Source organism: Verrucomicrobiales bacterium (assembly GCA_016793885.1).
Taxonomy (GTDB): Bacteria; Verrucomicrobiota; Verrucomicrobiia; order Limisphaerales; family UBA11320; genus UBA11320.
Map to the genome: position 1 here is coordinate 1 of JAEUHE010000124.1, position 22,934 is coordinate 22,934.

General features: G+C 59.5%; 17 protein-coding genes. 10 read left to right on the forward strand and 7 right to left on the reverse strand.

From position 1 onward, the window contains the following. Window positions 1-77: 77 nt before the first annotated feature. On the forward strand, window positions 78-1,013 hold the full coding sequence (locus JNN07_14010; protein ID MBL9168849.1) for a DUF58 domain-containing protein: 936 nt from the start codon (window positions 78-80) through the stop codon (window positions 1,011-1,013). A 4-nt stretch (window positions 1,014-1,017) separates the two neighbouring features. Further along, the gene (locus tag JNN07_14015) at window positions 1,018-1,902 is read left to right on the forward strand and encodes a PIG-L family deacetylase (GenBank protein ID MBL9168850.1); all 885 of its coding nucleotides are present in this window, start codon (window positions 1,018-1,020) and stop codon (window positions 1,900-1,902) included. Between the two features lie 133 nt (window positions 1,903-2,035). Here JNN07_14015 and metF read toward each other — a convergent pair whose 3' ends face one another. After that, on the reverse strand, window positions 2,036-2,935 hold the full coding sequence (gene metF / locus JNN07_14020; GenBank protein ID MBL9168851.1) for a methylenetetrahydrofolate reductase [NAD(P)H]: 900 nt from the start codon (window positions 2,933-2,935) through the stop codon (window positions 2,036-2,038). A 182-nt stretch (window positions 2,936-3,117) separates the two neighbouring features. On the opposite strand from metF, the gene argA reads away from it, so the two are divergent. Both argA and eno read left to right on the forward strand, forming a co-directional pair. Then, window positions 3,118-4,422, forward strand: coding sequence for an amino-acid N-acetyltransferase (gene argA, locus JNN07_14025; protein MBL9168852.1), 1,305 nt, complete (start codon window positions 3,118-3,120; stop codon window positions 4,420-4,422). 225 nt (window positions 4,423-4,647) lie between these two features. After that, a complete protein-coding gene (eno, locus tag JNN07_14030; GenBank protein MBL9168853.1) occupies window positions 4,648-5,928 on the forward strand; it encodes a phosphopyruvate hydratase in 1,281 nt (426 codons plus the stop codon). Window positions 5,929-6,090: 162 nt separating this feature from the next. Here the strand turns inward: eno and JNN07_14035 are convergent, their stop codons facing one another. Beyond that, window positions 6,091-6,963: a hypothetical protein gene (locus JNN07_14035; protein ID MBL9168854.1), complete on the reverse strand. Its 873-nt coding sequence runs from the start codon at window positions 6,961-6,963 to the stop codon at window positions 6,091-6,093. A gap of 154 nt (window positions 6,964-7,117) precedes the next feature. On the opposite strand from JNN07_14035, the gene JNN07_14040 reads away from it, so the two are divergent. Further along, entirely contained in the window at window positions 7,118-7,459 is a 342-nt protein-coding gene (locus JNN07_14040; protein ID MBL9168855.1) for a hypothetical protein, read from the forward strand. 11 nt (window positions 7,460-7,470) lie between these two features. Here the strand turns inward: JNN07_14040 and JNN07_14045 are convergent, their stop codons facing one another. The 3 genes from JNN07_14045 to ilvD form a co-directional block, all read right to left on the reverse strand. Beyond that, window positions 7,471-8,871 (reverse strand): hypothetical protein, encoded by a 1,401-nt coding sequence (locus JNN07_14045; GenBank protein ID MBL9168856.1) that lies wholly within the window; start codon window positions 8,869-8,871, stop codon window positions 7,471-7,473. Beyond that, complete coding sequence (locus JNN07_14050) at window positions 8,868-9,392, reverse strand: hypothetical protein (GenBank protein MBL9168857.1); 525 nt, start codon at window positions 9,390-9,392, stop codon at window positions 8,868-8,870. Before JNN07_14050 ends, JNN07_14045 begins: the two co-directional genes overlap by 4 nt. A gap of 142 nt (window positions 9,393-9,534) precedes the next feature. Further along, a complete protein-coding gene (gene ilvD / locus JNN07_14055) occupies window positions 9,535-11,259 on the reverse strand; it encodes a dihydroxy-acid dehydratase (protein MBL9168858.1) in 1,725 nt (574 codons plus the stop codon). Between the two features lie 8 nt (window positions 11,260-11,267). Here ilvD and JNN07_14060 point away from each other — a divergent pair, with 8 nt between their 5' ends. Next, window positions 11,268-11,975, forward strand: a complete 708-nt coding sequence (locus tag JNN07_14060; protein ID MBL9168859.1) for a hypothetical protein — start codon at window positions 11,268-11,270, stop codon at window positions 11,973-11,975. Window positions 11,976-12,059: 84 nt separating this feature from the next. Here JNN07_14060 and JNN07_14065 read toward each other — a convergent pair whose 3' ends face one another. Then, window positions 12,060-12,434, reverse strand: coding sequence for a hypothetical protein (locus tag JNN07_14065; GenBank protein ID MBL9168860.1), 375 nt, complete (start codon window positions 12,432-12,434; stop codon window positions 12,060-12,062). Between JNN07_14065 and JNN07_14070 the strand changes: the two genes are divergently transcribed. Genes JNN07_14070 through JNN07_14080 form a run of 3 tightly spaced genes read left to right on the forward strand, consistent with a single transcriptional unit; the run spans window position 12,423 to window position 16,334 of the window. After that, the gene (locus JNN07_14070; protein MBL9168861.1) at window positions 12,423-13,292 is read left to right on the forward strand and encodes a hypothetical protein; all 870 of its coding nucleotides are present in this window, start codon (window positions 12,423-12,425) and stop codon (window positions 13,290-13,292) included. The genes JNN07_14065 and JNN07_14070 overlap by 12 nt on opposite strands. Window positions 13,293-13,333: 41 nt before the next feature. Next, entirely contained in the window at window positions 13,334-14,197 is an 864-nt protein-coding gene (locus JNN07_14075) for a hypothetical protein (protein ID MBL9168862.1), read from the forward strand. Window positions 14,198-14,210: 13 nt separating this feature from the next. Further along, on the forward strand, window positions 14,211-16,334 hold the full coding sequence (locus JNN07_14080) for a hypothetical protein (protein MBL9168863.1): 2,124 nt from the start codon (window positions 14,211-14,213) through the stop codon (window positions 16,332-16,334). A 123-nt stretch (window positions 16,335-16,457) separates the two neighbouring features. On the opposite strand, the gene JNN07_14085 is transcribed toward JNN07_14080, so the two are convergent. Beyond that, window positions 16,458-19,781, reverse strand: coding sequence for a HEAT repeat domain-containing protein (locus tag JNN07_14085; GenBank protein MBL9168864.1), 3,324 nt, complete (start codon window positions 19,779-19,781; stop codon window positions 16,458-16,460). A gap of 374 nt (window positions 19,782-20,155) precedes the next feature. On the opposite strand from JNN07_14085, the gene JNN07_14090 reads away from it, so the two are divergent. After that, window positions 20,156-22,924, forward strand: a complete 2,769-nt coding sequence (locus JNN07_14090) for a pyruvate, phosphate dikinase (GenBank protein MBL9168865.1) — start codon at window positions 20,156-20,158, stop codon at window positions 22,922-22,924. Window positions 22,925-22,934 lie beyond the last annotated feature (10 nt).

Consider the following 22,934-nt stretch of genomic DNA (forward strand, 5'->3'; position numbering starts at 1 on the left):
AATAACCATCCCCCCCCGCAGCCTTGCCCAAAACTTTCCCATTCTCATTTGATCCCAGAGTCACTAAGGTCCGTCGCATGCCGCCCAGCACCGCGGAAAGACGATCTTCGTCGATCGATGCCAAAGCCCTCATGGCGATTCGCAATCTCGAGTTGCGGGCCAGGGTTGTTGTCCAAGGATTTTGGAATGGCCTCCATCGGAGCCCCTATCACGGATTCAGCGTGGAGTTCACGGAATACCGCGAATACACCCCCGGCGACGACCCGCGCTACCTCGACTGGAAGCTCTACGCGCGCAGCGACCGCTACTACATCAAGAAATTCGAGGACGAGACCAACCTGCGCTGCCACCTGTTGGTGGACAACAGCCGCTCCATGGGCTTCGGCAGCCTGGGCCACACGAAGTCGGACTACGCCAACACCTTGGCTGCCACCCTTGCGTGGTTCTTGTTTCAGCAGGGCGACGCCACCGGTCTGATGACCTTCGACGCCGAGATCCGGGACTACCTGCCGCCCAAGGCTCGCAAGGGACATCTCCGACAAATCATGCTGGCGCTGGAAAAGCCAGCCAGCGGCGTTTCCACGGATCTGGCCGCTCCGCTCCGTCGCATCGCTGACTTGGTGCGTCGTCGCGGCCTGCTCGTGCTCGTGTCCGACCTGCTCGCGCCCATCGAAACCCTCGACACTCACCTCGGGTTCCTATCCGCAGCCGGTCACGAAGTCGTGGTCTTTCAGGTGTTGGATCCTGCCGAGTTGTCGTTCCAGTTCAAGGAGGCCTCGCTCTTTCGCGACTTGGAGACGGATCAAGAGCTATACATCGACCCCGAAGTGGCGCGAACGACCTATCAGGAGAAATTTTCCGCGCACAATGCGGCAGTCAAGCAAACCTGCGAACGCCATGGCATCCAGTTTCACCCGGTCGTGTCGGACCAGCCGATGGAGTTTGCCCTGTTCGACTTTATGCGCAGCCGCATGCAACGAGCGCGCAGCGTGCGACGTCGTGTGTTGAGGTAATCGCATGCTGAAGGTTCAATACATTCACGCTCACTACGACGACTACGAATTCACCGCCGCGGGCACCTTCGAGCTGTGGAGACGACAACTTGGGTCGGAGTTCAAAGCGCAGGTCGTGGTATGCACCGACGGCAAAGCAGGCCACCATTTTCGCACCCGGGAGGAAACCGGCCTGGTCCGACTCGAAGAGCAGCGCGAATCGGCACGGCTAGGCCGGTATGAGTTCAAACCCTTACTCTTGCCCGATGGCACCCAACCTCGCGAGGCTTGTTTACCGGTTTCCATTCCCCTGCTCGCCGCGCTGTGGAAAACCATTCGCGATTTTGAGCCGGACTATCTGTTCTGCCCCCCGCTCGTGACGGATCCCCTGGCCGGACTCCACAATGATCACCAAACCATCGCGGAGGCCGTTCGTCGCGTGGCCTACATGATCAATGTGCCTCACGCGTTCACTCCGGAGTTTCCAGCCGACGAGACCGCCTCCAAGCCCTGCAAGGTTCCGGTCATCATCCCGGTGTACGATGGCTATCAATTTGGAGCGAACAGCTTCGACCTGGCGGTCAATACCGACGCAACGTTCCCCGTGGTGAGCGAGATGACCTGGGCTCACCAATCTCAAGTTCGTGAATGGCTGCCCTGGGTCGGTCGGCATCAGATGGAACCCCCAGCCGATTTGGAGGCTTGGCGGAAAACCCTGCGCGCACGGTTCAGTCGAAGGAACGGGGAGCTGGGCCTTCAGACCGAGGATTACATGGAGGTGTTCACCGTGAGTGCCTGGGGTGAAATCCCGACGATCGACCAGCTGAGGAAGGACTTCCCATTCCTGGATCCCGAAAGATCCAACCTCGCGGCTCTGGCGGCCCGTCTCAAGCGGTGGCGCTCGGAGTAGGGAGCGATGGCCGATAAGCGATCGTCTCCATCAAGGCTCTCCACGACGCATCCACTCCCAATTCGCTACCCTAGGGCCCATCAGGGCTCGAGCGGAATCTCGCCCTACCCCGTATCGCTGGGGTAAGGTCAACTCAACCCTTACCGCCGCCTAGCCCGAGATTCTTGGCGACCTGCACCGTGCTCCGCGCTTTGTTGAGACAGTAGAAATGGAGCCCGGTCACCCCGGCCTTGAGCAATCCCTCGCCCTGTCGAGTCGCGTACTCGATTCCAAATTCGATGGCGGCCTCCTCACTGTCCCCCAGTTTCTCCAGCGAGGCAGCCAGCCCCTCAGGGATACGGGCGCCGCACAGAGCGGTGAATTTCTTGATCTGAGTCGCGCTCAGAATCGGGATCAGGCCGGGAATCAGCGTCGCCGTATTCCCTAGTTTCGTGAGAAAATCCCGAAAGCGAAAGAAGTCGTCGTTGTCGAAGAAAAGCTGAGTGATGACGAAATCAGCGCCACGATCAATCTTGGCCTTCAGCCGATGCCAATCCACTTCGCGTCCTTCCTTGCACGCGATATGTCCCTCCGGAAAGCCGGCGGTACCGATGGAGAACCCGCCCATCTCACGGATGAAAGCAACCAGCTCGTGCGAGTACTCGAAGCCGCCGGGGGTCTTCACGAACTCCGTTTGACCGCCAGGAGGATCGCCTCGAAGTGCGAGAATGTTGCGAATACCGCGCGCTCGGGCATCGTGAAGAACCTCCGACAACTGTTCCCGGGTCGAGCCGACACAGGTCAAGTGAGCCATCGAAGTGAGCCTATGCTCTTTTTGAATGCGCTCGACGATCCCCAGCGTCTTGTCGCGTGTACTCCCGCCTGCCCCGTAAGTCACCGAACAATAATCAGGATGGAGGTTGACCAAGTCAGGGATGGTTCGTTCAAACAGCGCTTTCTCACCCTCCGGGGTTTTCGGAGGAAAGAACTCGAACGAAAACGCCGGCCGACCCGCTGCCTTACACCGCGCGTGGATATCCCTAATCAATTCCATTTCGGTGACGCTATCGTTGAGCCGGGAACAATTCAAGGCGAACCCATACCGGTATGGATGCCAAACATCCCGGCGGTCGAACTAAAATAAGGATTGCACCTCGGCGAAAACAGCTTACTAGTGCGGGCGCAAGCCGGCAGGTATCCTGTTGTATCTAGGATGAGCCGGCACTGGACTCTGAAATGAAGCTGACCAACCTGCGGGGCATTCTCCAATATGTTCCGCGATTTCGTGAAAAAACGTTCGTCCTGAGCATCGACGGTGCGGTGGTCATGGATGAGATCTTCGCGAGCCTCCTCCAGGACATTGCGGTACTCCGCTCACTCAACATCCGAGTGGTGATCGTCCATGGAGCTGCGGCGCAGATCAAGAGCCTAGGGGAAGAACAAGCTGTCACTCCCAGCGACCTCGAAGGGAACGGCGTGACTGACGGCGTTACCCTCAAACTGGCGCTCACCGCCGCCAATCGACTCACCCACGAGATTCTGGAAGGTCTTTCGGCCAACGATCTCCGCGCCGTCTCCACCAACGCGGTGATCGCGCATCCCCTGGGAATCTTGCAGGGGGTCGACCATCTCTTTACCGGCAAGGTGGAGCGGGTCGATGTGGAGATGCTCCAAAGCCTGCTCAACCAGGGCATCGTTCCAATCTTGCCGCCGCTCGGATTTGACGGGGAAGGCCGCACCTACCGGGTAAACTCGGACCATGTGGCGGTCGCCGTCGCTGAGGCGCTCAAGGCGATCAAACTGATTTTTATCGGGAGCATGGATGGCCTCATCTTCCAGAACCAAAAGATTCCGGACATGCTGGCGAGTTCCCTTTCGACGCAGCTCAGCACGCGCAAAGCCGACTTCCATCCCGATTGCCTCTCCAAGGCTACCCACGCCGCCCAAGCCTGCCAGATGGGAATTCCGCGAGTGCATATCATCAATGGCCTCGTGAACGAGGCTTTGTTGGCGGAGGTGTTCTCGAATGAGGGCATCGGGACGCTCATCTACGCGAACGAATACAGCCAGGTGCGGCCGGCTCTGCGGAAGGATATCCGCAACATCCTGCTGCTGATCAAGAATTCGGTGGAGTCTGCCGAGCTGGTGAAACGGACGCGCACAAGCATCGAGAAGCAGCTCGGGGATTACTACCTATACGAGTTGGACCGGAACATTGTGGGTTGTGTTGCGGTGCATACTTATCCCGAAGAGAAGGCTGCGGAGCTGGCCTGTCTCTTTGTCAGCCGCGGGCATGAAAATCAGGGCATCGGACGCAAGCTCATCCAGTTCGCCGAAAGCCGCGCCCGAGAGCTGGGGATGAAGGAGATGTTCGCGCTCTCGACCCAGGCTTTCACCTACTTTCAGAGCAAGGGCGGATTCATCGAGGCCTCGCCCGATATGCTTCCAGCCAGCCGCAAGGAGAAGTACGAACAGAGCGGTAGGTTCTCCAAAATCCTGCTCAAGCGACTCACTCCCCCTCAAAACGGGACATCATCCTAGGGCTGACTCCACGTTTCCCGCGGTTCCCGGCCCCGATGCCGCAATGGGCTAGGGCTCGCCCCGGCCGAGGTGTGGGGCCTAGCGGTCCCGGAATGAGGCTCGTCCGCTCTCGACTGCCCCCCTGCAACGACTGCTTGACGGAAAAGCCAGTTGGGCCCGTAATCTGACCTGCTTTTTACCAAGCTAAAGACCAATTACTTACCGATGCACTGCGAACATTCAAACATGAGCACGATTGTTGACATTTTAGCCCGCGAAATTCTGGACTCCCGCGGCAACCCTACGGTGGAAGTCGACGTACACCTCGCCTCCGGCGCCAGTGGTAGCGCTGCCGTTCCGTCCGGGGCCTCCACAGGCGAACACGAAGCCATCGAACTCCGCGACGGCGACAAAAAGCGCTACCTCGGCAAGGGCGTTTCCAAGGCGGTTGCCAATGTGGTGGATCGCATTTTCCCGGCGATCGAAGGCCTAGACGCGATCGATCAGTTGACGATCGACCAGACCATGCTGAAGCTGGACGGCACCGAGACCAAGTCTAAGCTCGGCGCAAACGCCATCCTGGCTGTTTCGATGGCCAACGCCAAGGCCGCCTCCAACCACGTCGGCGTTCCCCTTTACAAATACCTGGGCGGACCGAACTCCAAGGTCCTTCCGGTGCCGATGGCCAACGTCATCAACGGCGGCGCCCACTCCGACGCGCCGATCGATTTCCAAGAATTCATGATCATGCCGGTCGGCTTCAAGACCTTTAGCCGCGGCCTCCAAGCGATCACCGAAATCTTCCACTCTCTGAAGGCTGTGCTCAAGGGCAAGGGTTTGAGCACTGCGGTGGGTGACGAAGGTGGTTTCGCTCCCAAGCTCGATAGCGCCGAGGCGGCGATCGAAGCGATTTTGCTCGCCACGAAGAACGCCGGCTACAAGCCCGGGAAAGAGATCTTCCTCGCTCTGGATGTGGCCAGCTCCGAGTTCCACACCGGCAACGGAAACTATGTCTTCAAGAAGAGCTCGGGACGCAAACTCACCGGGGACGAACTCGTGGACTTCTACGTCGAACTCTGCGGGAAGTATCCCATCATCTCCATCGAAGACGGCTGCGCCGAAGGGGACTGGACGAATTGGAAGAAGCTCACGGACAAGCTCGGCGACCGGGTTCAGCTGGTCGGGGACGATCTGTTCGTGACCAACGTCAAGTTCCTCCAGAAGGGCATCTCCACCGGAACCGCGAATTCAATCCTCGTCAAAGTGAACCAGATCGGTTCGCTGACCGAGACGCTGGATGCCGTCGAACTCGCCCAGATGAACAACTACACGGCCGTCATCAGCCATCGATCCGGCGAGACTGAGGATGCGACCATCGCTGACATCGCCGTCGCCACCAACGCCGGACAGATCAAGACCGGCTCTCTGAGCCGCACCGATCGCGTCGCGAAATACAATCAACTGCTGCGCATCGAGCAACAGCTCGGCAAGAACGCAGTCTACGGCGGCAAAATCAAGGTCGTCTAATCCTGCCGAAGGCCAGCCGGATTGAGTCCGGTCTGGCAAACAAGCTAGCCAGAGCTCCGGTATTATCCAGGGCTCTGGCTTTCTTCTGCCCGTGCACCCCCCAGTTGGGGAGGAACCACCAGCTAAGGGGCCACGGCAAACCGGCTTGCTAGTCGGTGAGGTTTAGAACCGGAAGATCATGTCAAAGGTGTAACGATCTTCGAAGAGGCCCTGAGGATGAGTCAGTCCCCGCTCGTAGGCGACACCCAGGTCCACCCACGAGAGAAGTCGAGAACGGAAGCCAACGCCACCGGTCACATCCGTGGTCCCAGCAGCATTGGACGCTCCGAAGTTAATAAGGTCATAGCCCTCATGCGTCAGCCCGAGCCCACGACCATTGTTCAAAGTTGAGTACGCGTTCAGCGCAACAAACGGGATGAAGTACTGGCAGGTGACATAGTCGACCTGGGCACTGTAATGCAACTGAGCGGTCTCCTGGCTGAAGTCGTTAGGGATTCGCGCGCCGATGCTACCGGTCAGGTTCAGCCGATCGTAACCTTTGGCGGCCGACACGAATAGGTCCCACTCACCGCGTCCATTGCCTTGGAACACCCGTTGATTTCCGGTCGGGAGCTCAAACTTGAAACCGGGCGTCACGATGAAGTCGTTTTCCTTATCATCGATCACGGCATACTTCAGGCCTGCGCCGATATCCGCCCAGCCGTCGTTATGCGCCACCGCTCGGCTCGGGTGGAGCGAGATGTAGCCGTCCTTGGTGGCAATCAGCGCCAGGCGATCAGTGATCGCCCATCGCACTTGCGCCGCAAACACGCGCGCGATTCCACCCTGCGTCACAAACGACTCGTCGATGTTGTGGTAGGCAAAGATAGGACGAACCTCGCTCGTGATGTGCGGATCTTCAAAGAAGAGCGGATTGGTAACCGGTGAGATGTGGATAGGTTCTGCATCCGCTTCGGCAGCCTGAACTCCAGAGCTCAGGCCAACACTCGCCACAGCAGCGCAGGTTAGAAGGGAAACTTTTGTTGAGTTCATCATACGCGTTCATGTTTAGAGGCTTCACCGCAGCCTGACTCAACCCTTCTTGACCAAGAACCGGCTGGAATTGCTCTCTGAGACAAACTGTCGGCCAGCCAAAACCCGGACTTGCCCTCCGAGGCTGAGCAGTCTCTATAATCATGAAAAGCACTCCATGTTATTGCTCAAAGGCGAAAAAATCCACGTCGTGCACCGCCGGCTGTTCGATCACGACATCCGCAAGCACTTCATCGGCGAGGTTGAGGACTACGAGCACGGAATCGTGCGTGTGGTCGGGCATGTTTGGGTAATCGAAGACATCAAGGAGAATATCTTCCGCCGGAAACCAGAACCGCGGACACGTCTCATCTCACTCAGCTCTGGCGAGGTGTTCGTCAATGTTCTGCCTCCGACCATCGATTTGGAAAAAGTCCGCTATGAGGGCGTGGGCCACAATGTGCGCGTCACGGACGGCTCGGACTGGCACCTCGACATCAAGGAATTCGGCTGGGCCTAGACCGCGGCTCCTCACTGGCGGCGCAGCCGGAAAAATGCCCGCTCCGCGGAGAGCGGAAGCTTGAGTCGATACCGGTCTCCCTGCTTCCTGGGAAGCTCTGCCACCCCGCTCCAGGGTCCGGACGCAGCGGAACGTGATGTTTCGAGCGCGAAGCCGATCGCCAGGGCCGACCAGGAAAACTCGACACCCTCGGAGACAATCTCAACTCCCAGGCGCGGAGGGGTGAGCAGATCCCGCACTACCGTCCACCGCGTGGTCGAGCTCAACCGCTCGAGCGGATCGTTCCTGACGAGTGGAGTGGTGAGGACCAAATCCGCGGTAAGCACATTAGTTTCGAAGGGCAAGGCGACGCCAGGTAGGGACAGTTTAAGCCCAGGCTCTGAGGGACCCAATGGAACTCCATTTAGCGCCCAACTCACACTGGCAGACTCCGAGGCGACCGTGAGTATCTCCAACACGAAATCCCGCTGGTCGTAGAGTGAGATGCTCACCGGAATGTCGACTGCCGGCAACGTGCTTGGAGGCTGAGGCAAGCGCTCATGGATGCTGAGCACCAAAGCCTCGGAGCATACTTCGCAGAACGGCACGCCCAGCGCTCTCATTTTGCAATCATGCTTAGGTCGATACCAACCCGTGGTGTGGTAATGGGCGCCTTCGAACAACCCGACAACGGACTCGAAACCTGACGACGGGGTAGGAACTGGGGTTGAGGCTCGGATCCACGCATTCCATTTGACCTGGGCGCGCACCGTAGTACGGGTGGTATTGGGTTCTTCGACATCCGGATAGCCAGGGTTGGCAGTGGAGTATTCATCTCCCAGGCGGGCCAGCGTGTGTCCCAGCTCGTGCACGGCGATTTCTCTCGAACTGGAATGGTTGGAGACCACCAAGGTGCGACCTCCGGATCCGCCATACTCGGGATCATTCACAACGATCGCCACCAGGTCATATTCGGGATACATCGCGGCGAGCAACTCCAACACTTTGCCCTGGCCATTCGCGCTGTTGGAGTCGTGGTTGTTGGGCGGGATCGTGATGAGCCTCTGAATCCCAAAGCTGTCGAAGCTGCTGTTAAAATAGGTATTGCGAAAGGAACCCCGAAACGGGTGGTCTGACCCGGATTCCTGCGAGGCGACGAACACACCGACCACATTAAAATGGCTGGCATACTCCCTCAGAGGAGGGGCCTGAAGGATCCCGTCGGCCACCGCTCGGGCATCACGCAGGAACACGTCGCGTTCCGCCTCCAGGTAACCTTCGGAGAGGATGACGAGGTTGAGTCTAGCCTCCGCCGGTCCGTTCACGGACAACCGGACCAGCTCGCCAATCGCTGCCGAGACATGAACTGGGGAGCTGACCAGAAAACAGACCAGGACCCAAGCAATCCACCGCCCATGTCGGGGCTTCTTCATGGTCCTCTCAGCGGTGCTGTTGTCGCCGGAAGTAGCGACAAGCGAACCAGGACCGGACGCGGACCACCGGGAACCCCTCCCAACTGGGGACCCACTTCAGGAGCGGCCAGCGGGGGATTCGGGATGGCCCCGAGTAGTTGAAACTCGCTGGCTGACGGCTTCAAAGGAACCCGAACCAACACCTCTCCGGTGGGAAGCCATTTCTCGATTTGACGGATCCCCCCCGGCTGACTCTCGTCCGGAAACTCGAACCTTTGTCGCCGAGGATCCTCTAGCGCAGACACCCAGAGGGCATTGCCTTGAACGTCGGCCAGTCGAATTTGGAGTGCACCTTCGGCGGAAGGCTGCGGTTTCAGCCGGCCGGCAACGCGCTCGCTTTTGACCACCGTGACTTGATTGCTCACCCAGCGAAGATGCACCAACAAAAAGGCATCACGCGGGCCAGCCACCGGCACGGTGGCTGCGCCCGCGGTGGTAACCGCGAACAGGACGAAAGCCCAAAGTATGCGGATTGGGTCCATAACAAACTGATGTCCCATCGGCTGCACCGCGCAGAAGCCGGCTCAGATCGCCTAACCGAGGGACCGAAACCGAGGCCTGTCCGAGTTCATTACCGGCTCCCGGAGCTTCAGCAGCGCCGGTTAGGCGGCAAACCGCTGTCCATTATAGATCGGTCACGGCGCCCAAGTGAGCAGAGCTGACCGACTTGGCGTACTTCGCCAGCACACCGGAAGTGTAACGCGGGGCCGGACGCCGCCACTGGGCGGCACGACGCTTGATCTCCGCCTGAGGCACTTCGAGATTCACTTGGCGATTCTTGGCATCAATGGTAATCGGGTCCCCATCCTTAACCAAGGCGATCACGCCACCTTCATAGGCTTCCGGGGTGACATGCCCGACGACGAATCCGTGGCTGCCTCCGGAAAACCGCCCATCGGTGATCAGCGCCACCTCTTTCCCAAGGCCCTTGCCCATGATGGCGGAGGTGGGAGAGAGCATTTCCCGCATTCCAGGCCCACCCTTAGGTCCTTCGTAGCGAATCACGATCACATGGCCCTTCTTGACCGTGCCATCCAAGATCGCCGCCAAAGCCTTTTCCTCACTCTCGAACACCAGAGCTTTTCCGCTGAACTTGAGGCCCTCCTTGCCGGAAATTTTGGCCACCGCCCCGGTGGTTGCAAGGTTTCCGTAAAGCACCACCAAATGACCCTCCGGCTTGATCGGGTTATCGAAGGATCGAATCACGTCCTGGCCCTTCGGATACGGCTTCACCCCGCGCAGGTTTTGGGCGATCGTCTTGCCCGTGACGGTCATGCAGTCGCCGTGGAGCAATCCCTTGTCGAGGAGCATCTTCATCAACGGTGTCAAACCGCCAATGCGAACCAGCTCGGCCATGACGTACTTGCCGCTGGGCTTAAGGTCACCCAAGACCGGAACACGCTTTCCAACCCGCGTGAAGTCATCGATGGTCAGCTTGACGCCCGCAGCATGGGCCATCGCCAGGAGATGCAGCACGGCATTGGTCGAACCGCCCAAAGCGGTCACGACGGTGATGGCATTCTCGAAGGCTTTCTTGGTGAGGATATCCAAAGGCCGAATGCCCAGCTTGACCAAATTCAACACCGCCGCGCCCGCGCGCTCGCAGTCCAGCTCCTTGTCCTTGGAGATGGCCGCCTGAGCGGAACTGTTCGGCAAGCTCATACCCAAAGCCTCGATGGCCGAGGCCATCGTGTTGGCGGTATACATACCGCCGCATGACCCCGCTCCAGGGATCGCCTTGCTCTCCAGCTCGTCAAGCTGCCGGTCGTCCATCTTGCCGGCCGCATGCTTGCCCACCGCCTCGAAGACGCTGACCACGTCTACCGGGTTGCCTTCATAGATGCCCGGCATGATCGTTCCCCCGTAGACGAAAACCGCTGGACGGTTCAAACGAGCGATCGCTATCAGGCAGCCCGGCATGTTTTTGTCGCAGCCGCCAATCGCGACCAAGCCGTCCATCCCCTCGCAGCCGACCACCGTCTCGATCGAGTCGGCAATGACCTCGCGAGAGACCAGCGAGTATTTCATGCCCTCGGTTCCCATGGAGATACCATCCGAGATCGTGATGGTGTTAAAGGTCACGGCTTTCCCGCCCGCCTCGTTCACGCCGATCCCCACTTGGACCGCGAGATGATCAATGTGCATATTGCACGGCGTCACCATTCCCCACGTCGAGGCCACTCCGATCTGCGGCTTGCGAAAGTCTTCCTTCTTAAACCCGACAGCATACAGCATCGCCCGGCTGGCGGCGCGCTCCGGCCCGTCCACCACGATGGACGAGAACGTACGAGTGGAGTCAAGGGCTCCCCGGCCCCCCCGGGAAGAACGCTGTTTAGAAATCTTTTTCATTCGTTTGTATGGGGAGCAGCATTGATGAAGTCGCGGGAATTGGCAAGCAACGGGTTGGAGGCGATTTCAGGTTTGGCATTGGCCAATCGATGGCTATGGTTCGTGGTGTGTCTTATCGGCTGACAGATCCGCTGAGCCAGCTTGGCCCCGAGGATGAGGATCCAATCCGACGTTGGATCAAGCAGCTCTCCAGCGGAGCCCCGGCCGAGCGGCAGCGCGCAGTGCGGCAACTGATCCGCAAGCGCGCTGAACCCGCCTTGGTGGAGTGTCTTCGCAGTCCCGACGCCCTGGCGGTGTCCCTCGCCACCAACGCGCTCTGGGAATGTTGGCTCAACGAACGCGGGCGTCACGCCCGCAGCGAGATCGACCGCGGCGTGGGACTGATGGAGTCAGGAGAGTATCGGGAAGCGGAAGAAGTCTTTCTCAACCTCATGGCCGAGTATCCCGATTGGGCCGAAGCGAAAAACAAGCAGGCCACCCTGCTCTACCTGCGCGGGCAGCCTGCGTTGAGCATGGCCCTCTGCGCCGAAGTGGTCCGCCTGAAACCGCATCACTTCGGCGCCTGGAATGGCATGGCGCTGTGCGCCGCCCAGCTGGGGAAGTGGACGATGGTCTTGGATGCAGCCACCAAGGCCCTCGAGATCCAACCCAACTCCGAAGCCAACCTCCATCTCATCCAACTGGCCAAGGAACAACTCGACGAAGGGCTAGTGTAGTGTCTCACAAGGTCTGACACCAACCAAAGCCCCCTCGAGCAGGTTGACACCCTCTCCTTGGAGGGAGCCGCCAGGGCGAGGCGACTACTGCCGTGCCAGGTTCGCCCGGCCGCCACGCAGAACGTACTTCTGCACCTTACCCGTAGCGGTCTTCGGCAGCTCAGGCACCCAAGTAAAAAACTGAGGCACTTTAAAATGAGCGAGATTCTGGCGAGCAAACTGGCGCAGTTCGTCCTCGGCCAACGCGGCTCCGGCACGCAGGACCACGAAGGCATGCGGTGACTCACCCCATTTCTCATGAGGCACCCCCACCACAGCGACCTCCTGCACCGCAGGATGCCGAAGGAGCAGCCCTTCCACCTCGACGGAGGAGATATTCTCACCGCCGCTGATGATGACATCCTTGAGTCGATCGCGGATTTCGAGGTAGCGGTCGGGATCGCCTGCGTGACTTGCCACGACACCCACAATCAGCATACCTACAACAACCCGCTTCACGGCGTGGTGTCGTTCACCAACCTCCTAACCGGCTCGGTCATCCAGCTCACGAATCAAGCGCTGGGAGCACGTTACACCACGCAGCTCCGTGAGCCCTTGTCATCCCTCGAGGACTACCATTCGACCGGAAACTTCGCGACCAACTACAACCCGGCGATCAACCTCTGCGCTCAGTGCCACAACGACCGAGGCGCGACCTTCACCAGGACCGATCGCCCGCCTCACCGGTCACCGCAGTACAATATGCTTCTGGGCACCGTAGGCGAACTGCCGGATCATTATCCGGCCCACCTGCCCTCCACCCACTCGCGGATAGAGAAGCAATGCGTGTCGTGCCACATGCAGACCTCAGGCCAGGGGGAGATGGGTCAGTCAGGACACCACTTCAAGGTCACATCCTATGAAGCCTGTGCCAGCTGCCATGGGAGCGCGGAGAATGCCCAGGCTTTCGCCGCGTTTGTGAAGGATGTCATTCTCTCGCTGAGCAACGATGTCAAAACAGCTTTGGACAAGTGGGCAGTCACCCGGGCGGCGCCCGGCCTGCGCAAGTACGGAGCCTTGGCCTGGGAATATCAGAACGCCGGTGGGCTCTCCACCACGAACGGAGCGCTCGCGGGTCCCGTCTCCTCTCCGAATGATCCTGCTCGGGATGAGCAACGGCTCATTCCGCTGAATATCCAGAAGGCGCGCTTCAACCTCTACCTGGTGATCAACGACGGAAGCTATGGCGCGCACAATGGCCCGTACGCGATCAGCCTGCTGAGCGCGGCCCTCGATTGGATCGAGCAAGAGAACACAGAGCCTAACCAACCCCAATGACAGAAGAAACCGAGAGGTCAGGACGACCGAAGGGACATTTCATGAAAATTCGCAACTTCCGTGGAGTCGGAAAGCTGGTATCGGGACGGGCGAGGAGGTGGGCCTGCTTGGCTGCAGTGGTCGTAGCCCTGATTGCGGCCGTCTCCTGTTCGACGGTCCGCCGGACGGTGGTGCAACTGCCCATGGTTCCCGGAGCCTCCTATGTGGGTTCCAAGGAATGCGAGCAATGCCATGAGGAGATCTACCGGGGCTTTATCGGCACGGCTGACCATGCCCGGCTCATGACTCCCGGGCCGAACGCTGTGGAGGCGGGCTGCGAAGCCTGCCATGGCCCGGCCAGCCTTCACGCCGAGTCGGGAGGCGAAGTAAAGACCGCTTATGGCTTCAGCGCCGGGCGCCCAGCGGCCAACAGCTTCGGGGCCGCCGTGGCCCTCCACGGAGCACGATCCAAGGACACCGCCTGCTTTCAATGCCATGCCGATGTTCGAGGGCAGTTCAGCCTACCCAGTCATCACCCGATGCCGGAGGGGAAACTGAACTGTGTGGATTGCCATCCGCCGCACAAGGGCTCCAGCCATCTAGGCGGCGGGGCCGCATTGCTTACTCAAAACCAGGGTTGCCTGAGCTGCCATCCCTCACAACGCGGTCCTCACGTTTTCGAACACGAGGCCGTCCGCGAGGGATGCACCGTCTGCCACACGGCGCACGGGTCGGTGAACCCGAAGCTGCTCACCGCTCGAGACGCGAACCTCTGTTATAAGTGCCACTTCCAGAGAGTCAGCGGCGGCCAGTTGCTCATTGGCGATTCCGATCACACGTTGCGAGTGCAACAGGGCACCTGCTGGACCGCTGGATGCCATGAAGCTGTTCACGGTTCCCGAGTCAGTTCATCTCTGCGCTTCTAACTCATCGCCCTCCATGAAACCTCACCGGACACCCATTCAGGATCGGGCGAACTGGCTCTGGGCCTCGCCCCTCGGTTTCTTAGCCGCAGTGTCGGCGCTCTCCGCGGCGGACACGAACTCTCCGCCGGCAGCCGTCGAACCCCTCACCCCGGAGCAACTGTTCGAAGGCGGAGCAACCAGCTACAATAACTGGATCGACATTTCCACCGGTGGTTTTTTCAACAGCGGCAACCGCTCCTCGGCACAACGCCGACGTCAGGGCCCCACCGGCGCCTTCGGGGGTATCGAAGATTTCCACTACCAGGCGGACGTCGACAAGACAACCACCTTGGCACTCGACGGCAGGGCGTTACTCGAGAGAAACGACTACAAGCTCAGCCTGGATCTCGTTCGGGAGAAAGTCGGATTTCTCAAGGTTTCCTACGGGGAATACACTACCTGGTCCAGCAGCGACGGTGGATTCTACCCTCCGTCCGACACCTGGTACCGAGTCTTTGATCACGCGCTCACCCTCGACCGAGGTGAGTTTGCTTTCGAGGGTGGTTTAACCTTGGAGAATGCGCCTCAGGTTCGATTCAAATACACCCACAGCTCGCGCGATGGCCAAAAAGGCTCCACCATTTGGGGGATCGCGCATCCATCAGTTGGGGTCACGCAAGGACTGTCCCCTTCCTTCTACGACATCAACGAGCAACGGGACGCGTTCCAACTCGATGTTACCCATAAAATCGAAAAGACCGATGTGGGCGTCGGAATCCGCTATGAGAAAGGTGAGGTCGACAACGCCCTCAAGATCACCCAATCGCCCGGCGAACCGGCTCAACTGCGGGTCACCGACCGCCAGGGAACATCCTACGATCTTTTCAACATCCATGCGTTCACGGAAACTTGGATCAATCCAAAGATACTTTTGTCCTCGGCCTATTCCTACACTGACCTCGACAACACCTTCTCAGGCAGCCGCATCTATGGGACAGACTTCGATGTCGGATACGTCCCCGCCGCTCAGAACGGTGCTGGCTATTATGGCTTGAATGGAGGATCGCGCGTGGACGAATACGTCATGGAGCTCAGCCTGATGTATCGGCCCATTCCAACCCTGGCCATCACACCCTCGTTTCGCGCCCAACAAGAACTTACCGAGGCAAGTTCGAGCGGTTACGAAACCCTTCGAGCGAGTGCGCCGGTCCTTTACAACAGTCACAGTGACTCCAGTCCGCTGGACGTGAGGGAACGTCTCGACCTGACCTACTCCGGCGTCACCAATGCGGTGATCTTTGCCCGTGGGGAATGGACAGAGGGACGGGGATCGCTCTATGAGAATGGTGGCTTCGGGCCGGTGGGTGGCATCGGCGCAGCCCCTATTCGCCGCCGCACTGAGAGTGACCGGTTCTTCCAGAAGTATTCAGCCGGGGTTCGGCTTTACCCCAGCTCCCGGGTCAACTTCGGAATCGGCGGATACTACAAGCTCAACAGCTACGATTACGCGCATCGCATCGACAGCACCCCCAACAACGGAGCCGGCAACCTCTATCCAGCCTTTCTCGCGATGCACGGGTTTGAGACTTACGACGGCAACCTCCGGATGACCGTGCGCCCGGTCAAGAACGTGACCCTCGTGAGCCGCTATGAATATCAGCTCTCCACTGTTCAAGCCGAGCCCGACTCAATTGCTGGGCTGGGACAGGTGGAGTCAGCCAAGATGACCAGCCGCATTCTCGCTCAAGACGTGAGCTGGAGTCCGTGGTCGCGACTGAATCTGCAGGCTGGGTTCAACTACGTCCTTAGCGACACCAAGACACCGATCAGCGACTACACTGCCGCGATTCTGAAAGCCCAGAACAACTACTGGACCGCCAACTTATCGTCCACCCTGGTCCTGGATGACAAGTCCGACCTGAATCTGGGATACTTTCACTACAGCGCCGACAATTACACGGACAACTCCAACTTCGGCGTTCCTTATGGAGCCGGAGGGCAAGAACATGCCGTCACCGCGACCCTGACTCGGCGGATCAGTGCCAACATGCTACTCTCCATCAAATACGGTTACTTCCAATACAACGACATCACCTTCGGCGGTCACGACGACTACATCTCGCACCTGGTGTATTCGAGCCTCCGCTATCGCTTTTGAGGCAAAGCCATCCTGTGAGCGACGTCCGTCACTGGACGATCCCCTGAGCGCAGCGGGCGTTCCTCTACCCTTCCTTCCGGGGCCCCCGATGGGCCGAGACGGCCCACGCTACCTCCCACTCAACTACTTCAAACTCGCCAGGTAGGCGATCACGTCGCGCAGCTCGAACAATGTGAGAACGTCGCCCATGGGAGGCATGGAGGATAAGGAACTCGAGGACTCCTTCCCAATGTCGCGGCGAGGGATTTCACGAATTTCCCCGGACGACAAACGCAACACGATCCCATCGGCGGTTTCACGAACTCGGATACCATCCATCACCTCTCCATCACGAAGCGCCAGCGAGATCGTGACGAAACCTTCTGCGATCCGACGGCCCGGATCGACCAACGATTCCAGTAGATATTCCCGCGACACCTTGGCCCCAATTCCTTTGAGGACCGGGCCCGCCTGATACCCATCCCCCCCAGCCTCATGACACCGCACACATTGAGCGCTAGCGTGCGTCTTAAAGATTTCCCGCCCCGACGTCACATCCCCGCCCTGAAGCGACGGGCGAAATCGGGAGAGCGGATCCGAGGCCGGTAGCATCGCTTCAAATGCCGAAAGCTTGGTCTGCAACAGAGGTTCCGATCGTCCCCTCGCCGCCTGCAACACGTCCAGAACGAGCTCGGGAGCAAGTCGGCCCGCGTGCGCATCGGTCAGATACCGATCCAGGATCTCAACAGCCTGGCGCTCAGACAGGGGCGCCAGAAGCCGCAGCATGAGCTGTTGTTCTCGAACCGAAAGCGACTGGCCTGCCCGGGTGACAGTGGACAGAAAATCCTGAGGTGACTTCGTCGCCAACAGTCGGAGCGTGGTGAGCCGTACGGCGGGATCACCGGACACCCATGCCTGGGCGAGCAACGCGGGCAGCCGGACATAATCACGCTGACTCAGCAGCTCAAGGGCATGAGACTTGACGGCGGACGGTTGATTCGTGGAAACGGCCCAACCCGCGAACAGTTCGGGATCCGCTTCAAGCCGATTCTGCAAGATCACTTGGGTCAAGACTCGAGACAGCGTCAGTCCTGCTCCGTTCAGGAGGCGATTGAGATTCTGCTGCAGCAGACGATCCCCCAGCCCCGCTGGACGATCGCCCAGAGATCGCACCAGTCCCTCAACGCGATCCAGGTAAGGTCGCCGCTCCCAGACGGCCAAACACTCGGTCGCTTCTGCACGCAAAGACTCAGGGTGGCTTGGATCCAGAGCGTAGCGTAGGAGCCGCTCCGCGCCAGCCTCGCTACCGAGGCGCAAGTTGGCATTGAGCAGTCGCCGAACTGCACCCTCTTCCGCCCCCATCTCTGCGGTGTCGAGCATGGCAGCGAGCGCAGGCAAGGCGGCGGGAATTGAGAAGTCGTCATGAACAGCCCGAATGGCCTCATAGCGAATCACGGCATCTCGGTCGCGCAGAAATTCCGCAACCATCGGCGAACTCAACCGGCGTAAAGCCAACACGGCCGCTCGTCGAACATCGACGGATGCATGCCCGGCGAGAGCCTTCAATGCCGATTCGTCGCCGATCCCAGCCAGGCCCATCACTCCAGCATGGCGGAGAAGCGGATCCTGATTGGCGTTGTTTGCCAGCATCCCAACCAACTGCGGAAACGCGCTGGCATTGGCGATTTTCCCCAAGGCCACCGCTGCATGGTAGCGAACCCTGGGGCTTTCGTCGTCCAGGCTCCTGGCAAGACGCCCCGCCACGGGCAACCGCAGATCCCCGGCTAGTTTTGCAGCCTGAGCGCGAATTTCCGGATCCGGATCCGAGAATGGGAGCGGGTCTGCATCGAAGGAACGGCCGCACTGGCCCAGTCCCCACAAGGCATGGACTCGCGCCAAACGGGCGGCGGAGGCAGTACGAGCCACCTCCAGGAGAGTGCTCTTTGCTCCGCGCGTCACCAACTCAAACTGAGCCCGCTGGCGCACACGCTGGTCGGGATGCCCCAGGAGAAGCGCGAGTTCCTCGATGGACGTGGCGTTAAGACCTACGGAGAGCAGTCGTCGGACTTCGACCCGCAAAGGCGATCCAGCCTCACGCGGATCGTCCAATCGCCAAATAGCCCCCTTGTCGTTCGGCTCCCACATTCCATCCCAATCCGCGACGAACAGAGCGCCGTCAGGACTGAAGTTCAACGCACTGGCCATCATCCCACTCAGAAGTACATGCTCGTTCACCATCTCAAACGAAGCCCCCTTGGGCTGCGCCTGGAAGGCCGTCACTTTCTGGACCGGGAACTGTACGAGGAAAAAGTAACGGCGATAGGACTCGTTGAGGGCAGTGCCCGGGTTGTATTTAATGCTGCCCGGGCCAACCGAGTAGTTGAGGATGGGCGGGGTGATATGTGCCGGCTGAGCGGAGTGATGCGGGATCCACATCTTCTCGGCGATCCAGGGGTTGTAGTTGGGCTGATGCGTAAATTTGGCCCAGCCAGCGTCTCGAAACTGCCAATGCAATCGCCATCCCGAGTCGCTGCCCTCCGCGATGTAAACAAATCGCTCGCGCTCGTCCTCCAGGTCCCCATCGTTGTCCACCGAGAATAAGTTGCCAAACTCATCGAACGCGATCTCCTGAGGGTTTCTGAGACCCGTCGCGAAGATCTCCAGATCTGATCCATCGGGATTCATGCGAAGCACTCCGCCCGTGTTCGGAGAGTGGAGCAAACGTCCTTCCTGGTTGGTGACGGAAAACCCATTGTCTCCGACCGAGAAGTAGATTTTCCCCTCCGGGCCGACCGTCAGCCCATGAAGATCGTGCCCATCGAACGCGGCATGAACTCCAAAGCCTCGGAACATGGACTCCTGAAGCTCCGCAACCCCGTCCGCACTGGTATCCCGAAGCCGCCACAGGGAGGGATACGCGGTGACCAGTACGTCCTTGCCCCAGGGCATCACGCCCGCGATGACCCCGCCAATTTCCTCATTAAAACCCTCCGCGAAGACCTGCGTGCGGTCGGCCTTCCCCTGCCCTTGAGTGTCCTGGAGCAAATGCACGCGCTCCCTCACCATGGTCAGATCCTGCCAATCGTGAATTCCATCACGGTTCAGATCGCGAAGCCATCGCGCGTTCTCGATGCTGTGTGCCGCGGACATCTTGTCGTGAAAGAACCTCCGGAGATCATGCACTGACTGATTGGAAAGATCATCGACGATCCAGGACTGATGACTTCGGATATCAATGTCTACCGTGCTTCGGCGCACAGTCTCAACGACATAGCAGCGTCCCTGATCGTCGAACGAGAACGCCACCGGATTCTTGAGCATCGGTTCACGAGCCCACAGCGACAGCTTAAGTCCTGATCGAGGGGAAATCGCCACGCCTGGTGTGGAGGAGGGTTGAGCCCAGCCCTGGAGGGCCAGCAGAAGCAAGCCGAGCCCATAGTGGAGCGGTTTGGGGGAATTCATAGCCATGACCTGAACCTAATCCGTCTGGTCGCAGGCCCCTATGGAGCATGAGCCTTGGAAAAAGGTCGATAATGGGAGTTTCATCCGCCTGCAATAGTGATTACTAGGGGGTTTGGCAAGGGGGATTCCCAGTGCCCAGCGCGAGCCGAACCGTCCTTCGTCAAAGCCCGACGGCGGCGTGTTTTAGGTTCGGAGCCCTGGTTGGCCGACCTGACACCCTCCTGCCGACCCTACGGAGGGTGGACCTCCCCCTCCCCCCGCTTAATATTTTAACTGCGCCGTTGACTCCACAGGCCTCTTTGTTAGGTTCGCGACTCGTTTTTCGCGGAGTTTTCCGACGCAACGCAATTTGCAAGTGTGCAGCAGACCTACTGAGATTTATGGCCAAAGCTAAGAAAGCGACAAAATCCACCAAATACGTCTATACGTTCGGTAATAAGAAGGCAGACGGTGACGGCTCGATGAAGGCCCTCTTGGGCGGCAAGGGAGCAAACCTTGCGGAGATGACCCGCATCGGTCTTCCGGTGCCTCCAGGCTTCACGATCACCACGGAAGTTTGCACCTATTACTACGACAACAAGCGCACCTACCCGTCTGTGCTGCAAGCCCAGATCGAGAAGGGCGTCGCCAACATGGAAGCCATCATGGGCACCAAGTTCGGCAACAAGAACGGGATGCCCCTGCTCGTTGCCGTGCGTTCCGGAGCCCGGGACTCGATGCCCGGCATGATGGATACCATTTTGAACCTCGGTCTCAATGACCAGACCGTCCTGTCCCTGGTTGCCGCGACCAAGAATGAGCGTTTCGCATGGGACTGCTACCGCCGCTTCATTCAGATGTATGGTGATGTCGTGCTGGGAGTGCAAAAGCGCGCCGGCGAGGACCACGACCCGTTCGAAACCGTCATCGGCACCCTGAAGCACGAGCGCCTCGGCAGCCACGACGAAGAGGACACCAAGCTCTCGGTGGACGACCTCAAGGAACTGGTTGCCCGTTTCAAGAAGATGGTCAAGGACCGCACCGGCAAGGCGTTCCCGGACAGCCCCTGGGACCAGCTCAAGGGAGCGGTCGGCGCTGTGTTCGGTTCCTGGATGAATGACCGCGCGATCGTGTATCGCCGCAAGTACAATATCCCGAGCGAATGGGGAACGGCTGTCAATGTGCAGGCCATGGTCTTCGGTAACACCGGCGAGCAATCCGGATCTGGCGTCGCCTTCACCCGCGACCCAGCCACTGGCGAGAAGGTATTCTACGGAGAATTCCTGATGAACGCCCAGGGCGAAGACGTCGTCGCTGGCGTCCGCACCCCGGACCCCGTCCAGAAGCTCGCCCAGAAGCAGGCTTCCTCCTACAAGGAACTCGATCGTATCCGTGGCGTGCTCGAGAAGCACTTCAAGGACATGCAGGACTTCGAGTTCACGATCCAAGAAGGCAAGGTCTTCATGCTCCAGACCCGTAACGGCAAGCGCACCGGCGTCGCGGCTGTGCGGATCGCGTGTGAAATGGTGAAGGAGAAGCTGATCGACTGGGAAACCGCGGTGAACCGCGTTCCGGCCGACCAGCTCGACCAGGTGCTGGCTCCGATCTTCGATCGCGCCACTCTGAAAACCACCGCAGCGATCGCCACCGGCCTGCCGGCCGGACCTGGCGCCGCCTCGGGCAAGATCTACTTCAATGCCGACCGCGCCGTCATCGCCGCGGAACGCGGCGAAAAGGTACTGCTCGTCCGCGTCGAAACCTCCCCTGAGGATCTGCGGGGCATGATCGCTGCCGAGGGCATTCTCACCGCGCGTGGGGGTGTCAGCTCCCATGCGGCGCTCGTCGCTCGTCAGATGGGTAAAGTCTGCGTCTGCGGAGCCAGCGCGCTGCACGTCGATTATGAGCACAAGACGCTAACCGTCGGCGAACGCACCTTCAAAGAAGGAGAGTTCCTCTCCATCGACGGCACCAGCGGCACGGTCTACGCCGGCGAAGTCAAGACGGCCCCGTCCGAAGTCATCCAAGGCTTGCTCGAGAACAACACCGAGGCCCGTCAGAGCGGAACCTACAAGAACTTCAAGCAGCTCATGGACTGGTGCGCCAAGGCGACCCGCATGGCGGTTCGCACCAACGCCGACAATCCGGAACAGACCCGGAACGCGGTCGACTTCGGAGCTACGGGCATTGGCCTGTGCCGAACTGAGCACATGTTCTTCGAAGGCGATCGTATCGATGCGATGCGCGAAATGATTCTGGCAACCTCGATCGAGGAGCGGGAAAAGGCGCTGGCCAAGATCCTCCCCTACCAGCGGGAAGACTTCGCCGGAATGTTCCGCGAGCTCAAAGGCTTGCCGGCGACCATCCGTTTCCTCGACCCGCCCTTGCACGAGTTCCTGCCTCACAGCAAGGAACAGCAGCTGGACCTGTCCAAGAAGCTCGGTGTGCCGGTGGAGCGCATCATGAAGCGTGTCTCCGAGTTGCATGAATTCAACCCCATGCTCGGATTCCGTGGCTGCCGTCTCGGTATCGGTTACCCGGAGATCTCCGCCATGCAGGCTCGCGCCGTCTTTGAAGCCGCCGCGCTCGTGCAGAAGGAGGGCATCAAGTGCCGTCCCGAAATCATGATCCCTCTGGTTGGCTTCAAGAAAGAACTGGACCTCCAGGTGGCGGTGGTTCACGAAACCGCCAAGAAGGTTCAGGCCGAGAAGAAGATCAAGCTGAACTACATGGTCGGCACCATGATCGAAGTGCCGCGTGGCGCCCTGACAGCGGACGAGATCGCGGAGAGCGCGGAGTTCTTCAGCTTCGGCACCAACGACCTGACTCAAACCACCCTTGGAATGAGCCGTGACGACTCCGGGTCTTTCCTTCCGAATTATTCCGAGCTGGAAATCGTGAAAAAGAATCCGTTCGCCACGGTCGACCAAACCGGGGTCGGCGAACTGATGAAGATCGCGATTGCCAAGGGACGTCAGACCCGTCCCGACATCAAGCTCGGCATCTGCGGTGAACACGGCGGCGACCCTGAGTCGGTCAAGTTCTGCCATAAGATCGGACTGAGCTATGTCAGCTGCTCCCCGTTCCGTGTGCCCGTGGCACGCCTAGCGGCTGCTCAAGCCGCCATCGCCGATAAGAAGTCTGCTGCAGCGCCCAAAGCGAAAAAGAAGTAAGGCGTTGAGC